At 68.4% G+C, this 14,336-nt stretch carries 16 protein-coding genes; all 16 read left to right on the top strand.

What is annotated here, in order from left to right; all coding sequences use genetic code 11:
* Positions 1 to 18 precede the first annotated feature (18 nt).
* The 16 genes from A2G96_RS30535 (at position 19) to A2G96_RS30460 (ending at position 14,319) form a co-directional block, all read left to right on the top strand.
* Entirely contained in the window at positions 19 to 867 is an 849-nt protein-coding gene (locus tag A2G96_RS30535) for a hypothetical protein (protein WP_062803853.1), read from the top strand.
* Between the two features lie 138 nt (positions 868 to 1,005).
* On the top strand, positions 1,006 to 1,431 hold the full coding sequence (locus A2G96_RS30530; RefSeq protein ID WP_062803852.1) for a cupin domain-containing protein: 426 nt from the start codon (positions 1,006 to 1,008) through the stop codon (positions 1,429 to 1,431).
* Between the two features lie 163 nt (positions 1,432 to 1,594).
* Positions 1,595 to 2,527 carry a LysR family transcriptional regulator gene (locus A2G96_RS30525; protein ID WP_062803851.1) on the top strand — a complete coding sequence of 311 codons (933 nt, stop codon included), beginning with the start codon at positions 1,595 to 1,597 and terminating at the stop codon, positions 2,525 to 2,527.
* Positions 2,528 to 2,683: 156 nt separating this feature from the next.
* A complete protein-coding gene (locus A2G96_RS30520) occupies positions 2,684 to 3,613 on the top strand; it encodes a LysR family transcriptional regulator (protein WP_062803850.1) in 930 nt (309 codons plus the stop codon).
* Between the two features lie 116 nt (positions 3,614 to 3,729).
* Positions 3,730 to 4,215: a cupin domain-containing protein gene (locus A2G96_RS30515; protein WP_062803849.1), complete on the top strand. Its 486-nt coding sequence runs from the start codon at positions 3,730 to 3,732 to the stop codon at positions 4,213 to 4,215.
* Positions 4,216 to 4,257: 42 nt separating this feature from the next.
* The gene (locus tag A2G96_RS30510; protein ID WP_062803848.1) at positions 4,258 to 5,286 is read left to right on the top strand and encodes a hypothetical protein; all 1,029 of its coding nucleotides are present in this window, start codon (positions 4,258 to 4,260) and stop codon (positions 5,284 to 5,286) included.
* Positions 5,287 to 5,330: 44 nt separating this feature from the next.
* Positions 5,331 to 6,794: an aldehyde dehydrogenase family protein gene (locus A2G96_RS30505; RefSeq protein WP_062803847.1), complete on the top strand. Its 1,464-nt coding sequence runs from the start codon at positions 5,331 to 5,333 to the stop codon at positions 6,792 to 6,794.
* 8 nt (positions 6,795 to 6,802) lie between these two features.
* Entirely contained in the window at positions 6,803 to 7,870 is a 1,068-nt protein-coding gene (locus A2G96_RS30500) for a maleylacetate reductase (RefSeq protein WP_062803846.1), read from the top strand.
* Positions 7,871 to 7,902: 32 nt separating this feature from the next.
* A complete protein-coding gene (locus tag A2G96_RS30495) occupies positions 7,903 to 8,775 on the top strand; it encodes an intradiol ring-cleavage dioxygenase (RefSeq protein WP_062803845.1) in 873 nt (290 codons plus the stop codon).
* A 14-nt stretch (positions 8,776 to 8,789) separates the two neighbouring features.
* Complete coding sequence (locus A2G96_RS30490; protein ID WP_062803844.1) at positions 8,790 to 9,101, top strand: YciI family protein; 312 nt, start codon at positions 8,790 to 8,792, stop codon at positions 9,099 to 9,101.
* 9 nt (positions 9,102 to 9,110) lie between these two features.
* Positions 9,111 to 9,440: a Rieske (2Fe-2S) protein gene (locus tag A2G96_RS30485; RefSeq protein WP_062803843.1), complete on the top strand. Its 330-nt coding sequence runs from the start codon at positions 9,111 to 9,113 to the stop codon at positions 9,438 to 9,440.
* Positions 9,441 to 9,574: 134 nt separating this feature from the next.
* Positions 9,575 to 10,864 (top strand): ABC transporter substrate-binding protein, encoded by a 1,290-nt coding sequence (locus A2G96_RS30480; protein ID WP_062803842.1) that lies wholly within the window; start codon positions 9,575 to 9,577, stop codon positions 10,862 to 10,864.
* Positions 10,865 to 10,889: 25 nt separating this feature from the next.
* Complete coding sequence (locus A2G96_RS30475; RefSeq protein ID WP_062803841.1) at positions 10,890 to 11,612, top strand: ABC transporter ATP-binding protein; 723 nt, start codon at positions 10,890 to 10,892, stop codon at positions 11,610 to 11,612.
* Positions 11,609 to 12,322 (top strand): ABC transporter ATP-binding protein, encoded by a 714-nt coding sequence (locus A2G96_RS30470; RefSeq protein WP_335340557.1) that lies wholly within the window; start codon positions 11,609 to 11,611, stop codon positions 12,320 to 12,322. Before A2G96_RS30475 ends, A2G96_RS30470 begins: the two co-directional genes overlap by 4 nt.
* On the top strand, positions 12,319 to 13,185 hold the full coding sequence (locus A2G96_RS30465) for a branched-chain amino acid ABC transporter permease (protein WP_062803839.1): 867 nt from the start codon (positions 12,319 to 12,321) through the stop codon (positions 13,183 to 13,185). The genes A2G96_RS30470 and A2G96_RS30465 overlap by 4 nt, the downstream gene beginning before the upstream one ends.
* A 33-nt stretch (positions 13,186 to 13,218) precedes the next feature.
* Complete coding sequence (locus tag A2G96_RS30460) at positions 13,219 to 14,319, top strand: branched-chain amino acid ABC transporter permease (RefSeq protein WP_082819162.1); 1,101 nt, start codon at positions 13,219 to 13,221, stop codon at positions 14,317 to 14,319.
* Positions 14,320 to 14,336: the final 17 nt, after the last annotated feature.

Raw genomic sequence — 14,336 nt, 5'->3', positions numbered from 1 at the left:
TCTGCAACATTGAATTCCATGCCGAAGTCTGCCGCAATCGGCAGCGACCTGCCCCCCATCAGCGCGGGCACGCTGATTCTCGACCTGGTGTCGACGCATCCCGGCCGGGTCTATTCGGCCGCGGAACTGTCGCTGGCGGGTACAGCGTTCGGCATCGAGGCCACCGGCATGCGCACCGCCATGGCGCGGCTGAAGGCCGACGGGCGCCTGCAGCAGACCGGGCGGGGCGCCTACGTGCTGGGCCCGGAAAGCATGGCCCTGCAACAGCGCCTGGTGGCGTGGCGCAGCGTGGCCGAGCGCCGCGAGCCCTGGCGCGGCGCGTGGCTGCTGGCCTTTGCCAGCGCGCGCGAGCGCGCCGACCGAGCCGCCTGGCGACGCACGCTGCAGGCGCTGGACTTCGACGGGTTCAAGGAAGCCGAGCCGAACCTGTTCGTGCGCCCGGACAACCTGCGCGGCGGGGCCGAGCAGGCCCGCGTGCGGCTGGCCGAGCTGCAGCATGCGCCCACGTTGCTGGTGGTCAGTGCGCGTGATCTCGACGCGGCGCGGGACAAGCGCTTCCGGCGGCTGTGGCAGACCGCAAGAATGACGCGCGAGCACCTGGCGATGGCGGCTGCGCTGGAGCGCTACGGCACGGCAGTGGCAACGCTGCCCGACGCCCCCGCAGCGGCGCTGACGCTGCAGGCCGGGCGCGAGGCCGTGCGGCGGATCGTGCATGACCCCCTGCTGCCCGACGAGCTGTGCAGCATCGAGGCGCTGCAGACCCTGATCGCGGCGATGGACCGGTTCGACACGCTGGGCCGGGCGGTGTGGCGCAGGTTCCTGGCACAGGCCGCGGTCACGGGCGCGGGCGGACTGAGGGCGGACTGAGCGCGGACTGAGCGCGGCAGGCGCGTCGGCCGGTGCTTGCACCAGCGCAGGCCTGCGGACTATCCTCGCCACGATCGTTCAATACGCCCGCACGGCGCACGCGTATCCTCAACCGTCAACTTCTGAACGGAGAGAACCATGTCCCCATCCGCTATCCATTCCAGCGCACCGGCCGGCCGCGGCCAGTGCCAGAGCATTGACCTGATCGGCAAGATCGCCCGGATCGACGGGCACTGGCAGCCGCGCGTCGTCGCGGAAATGAACGACTACCAGTTCAAGGTAGTGAAGGTCGAAGGCGAATTCGAGTGGCACCGGCATGCCGACACCGACGAAACCTTCATCGTGCTCGAAGGCGAGTTGCGCATCGATTTCCGGCAGGGGCCGGCGGGCGACGGTTCGATCGTGCTGCGGGCCGGCCAGATGGCGGTGGTGCCGAAGGGCGTCGAGCACAAGCCCCGTGCCGACGCGGAAGTGAAGCTGCTGCTGATCGAGCCGCGCGGCGTGGCGAACACGGGCGACGGTCCGGCGGGAGCGCGCACGGTCGAAAACGACCAGTGGATTTAGCGCATCGCCGCGCAGCAAGCCGCGCGACAAGGGCCGCCCGTCCCGGTTGCCGCCAGGACGCGTCCGCAGTAACCTCTGTCCTGTCGAGCCGGCCCATCACCCGGCCATCCCACAGAGGAGCCCCCATCATGCCGGCAGCGCCGGGCACCAAGGCTGCCACGCCATGAGCATGCCACGAACCACGCTCGAACAATGGCGCGTGGTGCAGGCCATTGTCGAACACGGCAGCTACGCGCAGGCGGCCGAGGCGCTGCATCGCAGCCAGTCGTCGGTCAGCTACATGGTCGCGCGCCTGCAGGAACAACTCGGCGTGGAGCTGTTTTCGATGGAAGGCCGCAAGGCGCGGCTGACCGAAAACGGCGCGGCGCTGCTGGCGCGCGCCAATGAACTGCTGGGCGATGCCTATCGCCTCGAACAGCTTGCCGAAAATCTCCAGAGGGGCTGGGAAGCCGAAGTACGCCTGGCGGTGGATGCCGCGCTGCCTGCCGAACTGCTGTTGTCGGCGCTGAAGGCCTTCGCGCGACTGGCGCCGCAGACGCGCGTGCATGTCACCGAGGTGGTGCTGTCCGGTGCCGACCAGGCCTTGCTGCAGCGGCAGGTCGGGCTGGCGGTCGGCACGCGCATACCGACCGGACACTTCGGCGAGCGCCTGCTGGACATTCCCTTCGTCGCCGTTGCGCACCCGGCGCATCCGCTGCACCAGCTCGGCCGCGAGCTGACCGCCGAAGACCTGAGCCGCGAAATGCAGGTGGTGCTGCGCGACTCGGGCCAGGCCAACCCGCGCGACGACGGCTGGCTCGGCGCCACGCTGCGCTGGACCGTCAGCCATATGGAAGCCATGCGCATGCTGGTGGCGGGCGGTCTCGGCTTTGCCTGGCTGCCTGAACACCTGGTCGCCGACGGCGCGCGGGCGGGCACGCTGCTGCCGCTGCCGCTGCGCGAAGGCCGCATCCGGCACGTGCCGCTGTTCCTGATCCACAGCCAGCCCGACGTCTCAGGTCCGGCACTGCGCCACCTTGCCGGCGTCCTGGCCAAGGCTGCCGGCGCATACCTTGGCCATCACACCGTCTCCACCGCTGCCCCCAACATCGGCTAATCCGATCGGATTGCTCGGATTTTCGGATCAATGGGCGCACAGGCGCGCCCTACCATTCGGAAATCACGAATAAGGACCGCAATCCGCGCCGGTTCGCCCTTGCCTTGCACGGGACGCGTCCAGACAAGGTGGCCGCACGCCGCCAACGGAGACAACATGAACCACTTCCTCGCCATCGAGGCCTTCGTGCGCGTGGCGGAAGCCAGCAGCTTCGCCGAGGCGGCGCGCCAGCTTGGCGTGGCCGGATCGATCGTGACCAGCCGGGTCCAGCAGCTTGAAAAATTCATCGGCGCGCCGCTGTTCCACCGCAGCACCCGGCATGTGCGGCTGTCCGAGATCGGCGAAGCCTACTACAAGGAGTGCGCCGAGGCGGTGTCGCAGCTCAACAGCCTGACCGACCAGATGCGCGACCTCAATGGCACGCCAACGGGCCGGCTGCGCATCCAGATGCTGCCCGGCTATGCCATCGGGCATTTCGGCGCGCTGCTGCATGACTTCACCCAGCGCTATCCCGGCATCCAGCTCGACATCATCGTCAATGACCGCGTGGTCGATCCGGTCGAAGAGGGCTTCGACGTGGCCTTCCAGATCTTCCCGCCAATTTCCGGCGCACTGATCGAGAAGCGCCTGTTCCCGGTCCGGCGCCTGTTCTGCGCCACGCCGGATTACCTGCAGCGGCGCGGCACGCCGGTGGTACCGGCCGACCTGCTGACCCATACAACGGCGCTCTACGCGGGCTATCCGTCGCGCAACCGCTGGGTCTTCACGCGCGGGGAGGAATCCGTGACGCTGGAACTGCCGGGCCAGGTGCGTTCCAACTCGGTGCACCTGCTGCGCGACTATGCGGTCTCTGGCGCCTGCATCGTGTGCCTGCCCACGCTGGTCGCCAGTGAACACCTCCAGAGCGGTCAACTGGTGCCGGTGCTGACCGACTACACGCTGGCGCCATTTTCGTTTGCCGCGGTCTATCCCGCCACCCAGCGCCAGGCCGTCAAGGTGCGCATGCTGGTGGATTTCCTGGTGGAGCGCCTGGCAGGGGATCCCGCCTGGGATATGCCGCTGCTTGCGCGCGGCTGGGTCCACTGAGGCGGATTATTCGGGAACGGCGAAGGGCGCATTCGCCGTCCCGGCCATTGTTGTGGCGGTGCGATAGCACCTATCGTAGTCGCAACAAACGATTAACGACCGCAGGAGACAAGGCCATGAAGCCCACCTTCAAAACCCACTTCGGATCCCTTGCCGATTACAACAAGGGCAACATCGAAGTCACCCAGGGCGATGCCCGCCACTACGTGTTTTCCAATGTGTTCGAGGTGGCTGCGAAGTCCGCGCCGTATGAGCGCGTGGTGGTCGGCAAGAATCTCGAGTACGTGATCGAAACCCTGCGCGCCGAAGGCCAGTCGCCGTGGTTTGCCTGCGCGCATGACGAGTTCGTGATCGCGCTGGATGGCGAGGTGCGGGTCGATTTCGTCGCGCTGGACCAGTCGCTGGCGCAGGTCGACGGCGCCGTGCTGACGGAGCCCGCCGGCCGCGCGATGGGCTACGTGGTGCTGCGCCAGGGCCATCAGAGCCTGCTGCCCGCGGGCTGCGCCTACCGGTTCGGCACCGTCGAGGCTTGCACGCTGATCCTGCAAGGCAAGCTCGGCGCGCTTTCCGTCCAGAAGTGGGCGGAAATCTGCCTGCACTGACCTGCCCATCGCCAACGCACCCCAAATTCCAGGAGCCACCTCATGGCCATGCTCGACCTCGCAGACAAGCCCGAAACCGCCACCAGCTACGCCGCCGACAAGGTACAAGCCAGCGCGGCCGACCCCGTCACCGGCTATCGCACCTTCACGCTCGGTGCCTTCCGGTTTTCACGCGACGCGTATTTCGCCACCATCCAGTGGCCGTCGCACGGCCAGACCCGCACCCATGCCATGCCTGCCGACGCCTTCCTGCGCGCCATGATGCGCGACGTGGCGTGGGGCTTCTTCTACGGCTGGGTGAACTTCGATCATGTGTTCGGCACGCGCAACCATTACGGCAAGGTCGATGTGTACGCCGGCGCGTTCAACGGCGTGATGAAGGAGGCGGGCGTCGACTACACCGAGACCTTCGAGACGCCGCTGATCATGGCGACCTTCAAGGCCATCCTGCACGACTGGACCAACGCCGGCTTCGATCCCTTCGCCGCGCCGGAAGAGACCGGCTCGGCCTTTGGCCCCAAGCACGGCGAGAACGCCGGGGCGATCGAGCGCACGCGCATCGCCACGCGCCGCATGCCGGGCCTGCCCGACGACTCGCCGCTGCGCGACGACCTGCCCGTCAACCGGGCCTTCCTCGACGTGCCGCAGGACGAGCCCACGGTGCACTGCGAGCCGGGCTTCGAAGGTCAGCTGCATGCGTTCAACCTGTTCAAGTACCTGTCGCGCTCGGACGTGACCTGGAACCCGTCGGTGACTTCGGTGTGCGGCCAGAGCCTGTTCTGCCCCACCACCGAGGAATACATCCTGCCGGTGTTCCACGGCAACGACCGCGTCGAATGGTTCCTGCAATTGTCGGACGAGATCATCTGGGACATCGGCGACAAGAACACCGGCGCGCCGCGTGCCCGCATCACCATGCGTGCCGGCGACATCTGCGCGATGCCGGCCGACATCCGCCACCAGGGCTATTCGACCAAGCGCTCGATGCTGCTGGTGTGGGAGAACGCCACGCCGAACCTGCCCCGGCGCTATGAAAGCGGCGAGCTGAAGCCGTACCCGGTGGACTTCTGAGATCCGCCCCGCCCGGCCCACGACACCACGAATCCCATCGCATCATGCAGAACAAACTCTTCATCAACGGCCGCTTTGTCGACGCGCTTGCCGGCGGCACCATCGACGTGCTGAATCCGCACGACGGCAGCCGCATCACCGCCATCGCCGCGGCCGAGGCGGCCGACGTCGACGCCGCGGTGGACGCCGCGCGCCGCGCCTTCCCGGCGTGGTCGCGCATGGCCGCCGCCGAGCGCGGCCGCCTGCTGCTGAAGCTGGCCGATGCCATCGAGGCCCACACCGAGGAACTGGCGCAGCTGGAATCGCTGGACACCGGCCATCCCATCCGCGATTCCCGCGCGCTCGACGTGCCGCGCACGGCCGCCTGCTTCCGCTACTTCGGCGGCATGGCAGACAAGCTGCAGGGATCGGTGATCCCCGTCGAGGCGGGCTTCCTCAACTACGTGCAACGTGCGCCCATCGGCGTGGTCGGCCAGATCGTGCCGTGGAACTTCCCGCTGATGTTCACCAGCTGGAAGATGGGTCCCGCGCTGGCCGCCGGCAATACCGTGGTGATCAAGCCGTCGGAACTGACGCCGCTGTCGTCGCTGCGCATTGCCGAGCTGATGGCCGAAGTCGGCTTTCCGGCCGGCGTGGTCAACATGGTGCCGGGTTACGGGCATACCGCCGGGCAGCGTCTCGCCGAGCATCCTGGCGTGGGCAAGATCGCGTTCACCGGGTCCACCGCGACGGGACGGCGCATCGTCGCGGCCTCGCAGGGCAACCTCAAGCGAGTGCAGCTCGAGCTCGGCGGCAAGGGCGCCAACATCGTGTTCGACGATGCCGACCTCGATGCGGCCATCAACGGCGCCGCGTGGGCGATCTTCCATAACCAGGGCCAGGCCTGCATCGCCGGTTCGCGGCTGGTACTGCACGAGCGCATCGCCGATGCCTTCCTCGAGCGCTTTGGCGCGCTGGCGGCGTCGATCCGCCTGGGCAACCCGCTCGACCCGGAAACCGAAATGGGCCCGCTGACCTCGGCGCAGCATCGCGACAAGGTGCTGTCCTACGCCGGCGTGGCGCGCGAGCAGGGCGGGCGGGTGCTGACCGGCGGCAAGGCGCCGGCGCTGGCGGGGCTGGAGAAGGGCTATTACGTCGAGCCGACCATCGTCGAAGCGAAGCCGCACGACCGCGTGGCGCAGGAAGAAGTGTTCGGTCCCTTCGTCACCGTGCTGCGCTTCGGCAGCGATGACGAAGCGCTGGCCATCGCCAATGCCACCGAGTACGGCCTTGGCAGCGGCCTGTGGACGCGCGACCTGAGCCGTGCCCACAAGCTGGCCCACAGCATCGATGCCGGCATGTGCTGGATCAACTGCTACAAGCGCGTCAACCCGGGCAGCCCGTTCGGCGGCGTCGGCCAGTCCGGCTATGGCCGTGAAATGGGCTTCGAGGCCATGCACGACTACACCGAGGCACGTTCGGTGTGGGTCAATGTCGACGCCACCGTGCCGCCGCACTTCAAGCGCTGAGTCACGCCATGCAGGCTTTTGTCTACCAGTCGGCGCCGTCGCGCGTCGTGTTCGGCGCGGGCGCGCTGGCGCAGCTGCCGGACGAGGTCGAGCGGCTGGGCGCGCGGCGCGCGCTGGTGCTGACCACGCCCGAACAGCGCGGCCTGGGCGAGCGCGTGGCCGCGCTGCTGGGCGACCGCGCCGCCGGCGTCCATGCCGAGGCGGTGATGCATGTGCCGATCGAGGTCGCACGCGCCGCGCGCGCAGCGGCGGCGCGGCTCGGCGCGGATTGCTACGTAGCGGTCGGCGGCGGGTCCACCATCGGGCTGGGCAAGGCCATCGCGCTGGAATCCGCGCAACCCATCATCGCCGTTCCCACCACCTATGCGGGGTCGGAAGTCACACCGATCTACGGCCTTACCGAAGGCCGGCGCAAGACCACCGGGCGCGATGCGCGCGTGCTGCCGCGCACGGTACTTTACGACGCGGAACTCACGCTGACGCTGCCCGCGGAGATATCGGCCGCTTCCGGCATGAATGCCATGGCCCATGCGGTCGAAGCGCTGTACGCGCGCGACGCGAACCCGATCATCAGCCTGATGGCCGTGGAATCGATCCGCGCGCTGGCGCAGGCACTGCCGGCGGTGGTGCGCCGCGCGGACGACATCACGGCGCGCGGGCAGGCGCTGTACGGCGCCTGGCTCGCCGGCGTCTGCCTGGGCAACGTCGGCATGGCGCTGCACCACAAGCTCTGCCATACGCTGGGCGGTACCTTCAACCTGCCGCATGCGCAAACGCATGCCGCGATGCTGCCGCACACCGCGCACTACAACCACCGCGCCGCGCCGCAGGCGCTGCAGCGCGTGGCCCGCGCGCTGGGCGGCGAACAGGCCGACGACGCCGGCCCCTTGCTGTACCGCCTCAACCAGGCGCTGGGCATCCCGGCCGCCCTGTCGGCGCTCGGCATGCCGGAAGCCGGCCTGGACGAGGCCGCCGCGCTGGCCTGCGCCAACCCCTACGACAACCCGGCGCCGGTGGAACATGCGCCGATCCTAGCCCTGCTGGGCCGCGCCTGGCGTGGCGAGACGCCGGCCTGAGCCGCGCCGCAAAAAAACACAGGAAGACCGCCGTGGAGATCAAGCATACCGACGCCGAGGCCGCCATCACCGAGCAGGTGGTGGCGCGCCTCGCCGATACCCCCGACGCGCGCCTGAAGGTGCTGATGCAGGCGCTGGTGCGCCACCTGCACGCCTATGTGCGCGAGGTCGAGCCAACCGAGGAGGAATGGTTCGCCGCGATCCGGTTCCTGACCGAGACCGGCAAGATGTGCGATGGGCTGGTGCGGCAGGAATTCATCCTGCTCTCCGACACGCTGGGGGTGTCGATGCTGGTCGATGCGATCAACCACCGCCAGGCCAGCGGCGCGACCGAGACCACCGTGTTCGGGCCGTTCTACATCCCGGGCATGCCCGAGCGCGGATGCGGCGAGAACATGGCGGAAACTCCCGGCACGCCGGCGCTGGTGCACGGCTATGTCCGCGCCACCGACGGCACGCCGGTGGCCGGCGCCGTGCTCGACATCTGGCAGACCGCCGAAAACGGCATGTACTCGGGGCAGGACCCCGGGCAGCCCGCCGGCAACCTGCGTGGCCGCTATCGCACCGATGCCGAAGGCTACTACGCCATCCGCACCATCGTGCCGGTCAGCTACCCGGTCCCGGCCGACGGCCCGGTCGGACGCATGCTGCAAGCCACCGGCCGCCATCCGTGGCGGCCCGCGCACCTGCATTTCATGGTCGATGCGCCCGGACACCGCAAGCTGGTCACGCACCTGTTCAACCAGGGCGACCCGTACCTGCAGTCGGATGTGGTGTTCGGCGTCAAGCCATCGCTGCAGGTTGCCTACGAAGCGCGCCCGGCCACCGACGCGTTGGCGAGCCGGTTCGGCATCGACGGCCCGTTCCGCGAAGCGCGCTACGACTTCGTGCTGGCGTCACGATAACCGCGGAGAACGCCATGTCACGCTATTACGCCATCTTCGCCACCGACAAGCCCGGCATGAGCGCGGTGCGCGAGCGGGTGCGCCCGGCGCACCGGGCCTACCTGCGCAGCGCCGACCGCCACCGTGTGTTGGTGCGGCTGGGCGGCCCGACCCTGGATGTGTCGGACGATGCCATGAACGGCACGCTGCTCGTCATCGAGGCCGAGCATATCGAGGACGTCGAGCGCTTTCTGCACGGCGATCCCTACATGCATGCCGGATTGTTCGAACGCGTCGAGGTGCGCCCATGGGACTGGAGCCTGGGCAATCCGGAGCGCAGGGTCTAGGAGGACGCCATGGACACCGTTCTGCTGTGCCGGCTCGATGCGGTGCCGGATGGCGGTGCCTGCGTGGCAAGCACCGGCCGCTCCGACGATGTGGTGGTGGTGCGCCGCGGGCAGCGCGCATGGGCCTACCTCAACCGCTGTCCGCATTTCTCGGTATGCCTCGATTACGAGCCCGGTGACGTGCTGACCTACGACGCACAGGTGCTGATGTGCGCGCACCACAGCGCCCTGTTCCGTTTCGAAGACGGCCATTGCATCGAAGGACCGTGCGCCGGCGCCGCGCTGACCCCGGTCGCGGTACAGGTGGTCGACGGCGAAGTCCGATGCTGGTCCCCCTGACGGCCTAGCCGCCCCGGCGCCACACGCCATTCATCGACAAGCAGCAAGAGGCGCAATGCCTTGCAGGACGGCAGCGGTTGCACCGGTGCCGCGGGGAGCGTTTTTTTCACAACAACGACAGGAGACAGGACACCATGGCCGAGCACTCATTCCATCGCAGGCGCCGCACCCTGGTTCAAATCGCGGCGGGCGGCGCGCTGGCCGCCACCACGCCATGGCTTTCGCCGCTGGCACGCGCGGCCGGCGGCCGCGCCCTGAAGATCGGTTTCGTCTCGCCGCAGACCGGGCCGCTGGCACCGTTCGGCGAGGCCGACCGCTTCATCGTCCAGCAGATGCAGGCGGCGTTGAAGGACGGCATCGAGATCCGGGGCAAGCGCTTCCCCGTCAGCATCGTGGTCAAGGACAGCCAGTCCAACCCCAACCGCGCCGGTGAAGTGGCGAGCGACCTGATCCTGAAGGACAAGGTGGACATCATGCTGGTTTCCGGAACGCCGGAGACCGCCAACCCCGTGTGCGATGCCTGCGAACTGAACGAGACTCCGTGCGTGTCGACCGTGGTGCCATGGCAACCCTGGTTCTTCGGGCGCAAGGGCGACCCGAAGAAGGGCTTCAACTTTACCTATCACTTCTTCTGGGGCCTGGAGGATGTGATCGGGGTCTATACCGCGATGTGGCAATCGGTGCAGACCAACAAGTCGGTCGGCGCACTGTTCCCCAACGACGGCGATGGCAATGCCTGGGGCGATGGCAAGGTCGGCTTTCCTCCGGTGCTGTCCCTGAAGGGCTTCGCGCTCAGGGATCCGGGCCGCTTCCAGAGCATGACGCAGGATTTCTCCGCGCAGATCGCCGCCTTCCGCCAGGCCGGCGCGCAGATCGTCACGGGCGTGGTGATTCCGCCGGATGCCAGGAACTTCCTGGTGCAGGCGCGCCAGCAGGGATTCCGCCCCAAGGTCATCTCGATCGGCAAGGCGCTGTTGTTCCCCGGGGCGATCGAGGCGCTGGGCGATCTGGGCGACGGGCTGTCCACGGAGGTGTGGTGGTCGCCGTCGCATCCGTTCAAGTCTTCGCTGACGGGGCAGTCGGCGCAGCAGCTTGCCGGCGCCTACGAGAAGGCCACCAACAAGCAATGGACGCAACCGCTCGGCTTCGCCCATGCGCTGTTCGAGATTGCGGTGGACGTGCTCAGGCGTACCAAGGACATCGATTCCAATCTCGCCGTGCGCGACGCGCTGGCCGCGACCCGGCTCGACACCATCGTCGGCAACGTGGCATGGGGCACGGGGCCGGTGAAGAACGTGGCCAAGACTCCGCTGGCCGGCGGCCAGTGGGTGAAGGGCCAGAAGCACAAGTTCGACCTGGTCATCGTCAACAACCAGTTCGCGCCCGCGGTGCCGGTCGGCGCCCCGCTCAAGCTCATCGGCTGATGCGGTCCGCCGCGGAGACACCATCATGAGCTTCGTTCTGGAACTGGCGCGGGTATCCAAGCGCTTTGGCGCGCTGACGGTCACCGACGACATCAGCTTTGCCGTCAGGCCGGGCGAGACCTACGGCATCCTCGGTCCCAACGGCGCCGGCAAGACCACGCTGTTCAACCTGATCAGCGGCGACCTCCGCCCGGACTCGGGCAAGGTCTCGTTTGACGGCGCCGACATCGCCCACTTGCCGCCGCACCGCCGTTGCGTCGCGGGCATCGGCCGCTCCTACCAGGTGCCGCGGCCCTTCGGCGGCATGACGGTCTTCGAGAACCTGCTGGTAGGCGCAACCTTCGGCGGCGCCCGTCGGGAACAGGAAGCCTACGACCTTTGCGTGCAGGTGCTGGCGCGCACCGGCCTCGGCAAGAAGGCCAACCAGCTGGCGGGCGGCCTCACGCTGCTGGACCGCAAGCGGCTCGAGCTGGCGCGCGCGCTGGCGACGCAGCCGCGGCTGCTGTTGCTGGACGAGATCGCGGGCGGCCTGACCGAGGCCGAGACCCACGCGCTGATCGACGAGATCCGGCAGGTCAAGGCCAGCGGCATCACCATCGTCTGGATCGAGCATGTCATGCATGCCCTGCTGGCCGTGGCCGACCGGCTGCTGGTGATCAACTTCGGCCGCAAGATCGCCGAAGGCGCGCCGGCCACGGTGCTGGAGGACGCCGAAGTCCGCCGCGTCTATCTCGGACTGGAGGCATGACCATGCAGCCACTGTTGCAGACCACGCGCCTGGCCGCCGGCTATGGCGACTTCCAGGCGTTGTTCGGCATCGATGTCGAGGTGGGCGCCGGCGAGGTCGTCGCGCTGATCGGCGCCAACGGCGCCGGCAAATCCACCTTCTTGAAGACGATCGCCGGCTTGCTGCGGCCGACCGCGGGCCAGATCCAGTACCAGGGCGTGCCGATGGCCGGGATGCCTGCCGCGCAGATTGTCGGCAAGGGCATCGCGCTGGTGCCCGAGGGGCGGCGGCTGTTCAGCAGCCTGAGCGTCGAGGAGAACCTGCTGATCGGCGCCTGGAGCGGCCGGCCCGGACGCTGGAACCTGGACACGGTACTTGACCTGTTTCCCGCGCTGCGCCAGCGCCGGCATCACGCGGCCACGGCGCTGTCGGGCGGGCAGCAGCAGATGGTCGCGATCGGCCGCGCGCTGATGAGCAACCCCGCGCTGTTGATGTGCGACGAGCTCTCGCTGGGGCTGGCGCCGGTGATCGTGCGCGAGATCTACGCGGCGCTGCCGGCCATCGTTGCCGGTGGCATGAGCGCCATCATCGTCGAGCAGGACGTGCGGCTGGCGCGGCAGGTGTCATCGCGCTTCTACTGCTTCCAGGAGGGCCGGGTCTCGCTCGCCGGCGCCTCCGCGGAAGTGTCGGACGCTGCCATCGCACAGGCGTACTTTGGAGTCGAGGCATGAACACGCTACTCAATATCCTGATCCAGGGCGTGCTGCTCGGCGCGCTCTACGCACTCTTCGCCATGGGCCAGTCGCTGGTGTTCGGCGTGATGCGGCTGACCAATATCGCCCACGGCGATTTCATCGTGCTGCTGGCGTTCCTGCTGTTCGCGCTGACCGCCATCGCCAGGCTGCCGCTGGCGGTCGCCATCGTGCTGCTGGTGGTGATCGCATTCGTTGCCGGCTACCTGTTGCAGTACACGGTGCTGAATCGTGTCAGCAGCCGCGATCCGCTGCCATCGCTGATGGTGACCTTCGGGTTGTCGATCGTGATCCAGAACGTGCTGCAGGAGCTGTTCTCGGCCGATCCGCGCTCGGTCGCCAGCGGTGGCTTCGAATCGCAGAGCCTGCTGCTGCCCGGCGGCATCAGCGTGGGCTACCTGCCGCTGCTGACGCTCGCGGCCACCGTCGCCATCACGCTGGCATTGCAGTGGCTGTTCGGCCGCACCGCGCTCGGACGCGCGTTCCGCGCGACCTCGGACGACCGCGAGGCGGTGCAGCTGATGGGCGTCTCGCACCGCCGCACCTATGCGCTGGCGATGGCCATCGCCTTCGTGCTGGTGGCGGTGGCGGCGGCGCTCTACGCGATGCGTACATCGGTATCGCCGGCCGATGGACCCGGCCTGCTGCTCTACGCCTTCGAGGCCGTGATCATCGGCGGCATGGGCTCGTTCTGGGGCACCTTGCTCGGCGGCATGGCGCTCGGCGTGGCCCAGCAGGCCGGCTTTTACTTCGACCCTGGCTGGGGCATCTGGCTGGGACACGTGATGTTCCTCGCGGTGCTGGTTGCCAGACCCCAGGGCTTCATGCCCAGGACCGCATAGGGGACCGAGATGGAAAATCCTGTGACGACTGCCATGACGGACCAACCCGCGTTCACGGTGCAGCGCGGCACGTACGCCAGCAGGGTGGCGCTGCTGTTGCTGCTGCTGGCGGCGCTTGCCGTTGCCAGCGCGCCCTACTGGGCCGGCCGCGATACCATGCGCGACTTCACCCAGATGGCGTCCTACCTGCTGTTTGCCCTGATGTGGAACCTGCTGGCGGGCTACGGCGGCATGGTCTCGATCGGCCAGCAGGCATTCTTCGGCATCGGCGGCTATGCCATGCTGGTGCTGGCCAATGTGTGCGGCGTGTCGCCGTTCCTGGCGGTACCGCTCGGCGCGGCGGTGGCGGTGCTGGTGGCGCTGCCGGTGTCGCGTATCGCGTTCCGGCTGGAGGGCGGGTATTTCGCGGTGGGCACCTGGGTCATCGCCGAAGTGTTCCGGCTGGGCATGGCCAATGTGTCGGCACTGGGCGGCGGCTCCGGCACCAGCCTGACGGCGCTGCAGGGCATTCCGCGCGCCACGCGCGAGTCATTGACGCTGTGGCTCGCGCTGGCCGCGGTGGTGGGTGGCATTGCCTTGCTCTATGCGTTCCTGCGCGCCAGGCCCGGGCTCGCCCTTGCCGCCATGCGCGACAACGCCGTCGCCGCCGCCAGCCAGGGTGTGGATGTGCGACGGGCGCGGCTCACCGTGTACCTGGTCGCCGCCGGCGGCACCGCATTCGCCGGCGCGCTCTACTTCCTGGGCAACCTGCGGATCTCGCCCGATGCCGCCTTCTCGGTCAACTGGACCGCGTTCGGCATCTTCATCGTGCTGATCGGCGGCATCGGCACGCTCGAGGGTCCCATCATCGGCGCGCTGATCTTCTTCGTGCTGAACAAGTTCCTGTCGGACTACGGCACCTGGTACCTGATCGGGCTGGGCGTCGTGGCGATCGTCGTTGCGCTTTACTTCCCCCAGGGCATCTGGGGCTATGTGTCGAAGCGCTTCGGCCTGCAGTTGTTTCCGGTAGGAAGGCGGGTGGTGTTCACGGACCCGGGTCCGGCGCACGCCGCCTCGCCGCAAGCCGGCGTGTCCGGCACGGTAACGGTCCATGGCACGCCGCAGCCGCCGTCCGCGCGCGAGGTCGCCTCGTAGCGCGGCACGGCACCAGC

Origin of the sequence: Cupriavidus nantongensis, from assembly GCF_001598055.1 — a bacterium.
GTDB lineage: Bacteria > Pseudomonadota > Gammaproteobacteria > Burkholderiales > Burkholderiaceae > Cupriavidus > Cupriavidus nantongensis.
The sequence above is the reverse complement of the archived record's forward strand: the minus strand, read 5'-3'. Positions and strand labels throughout refer to the sequence as shown.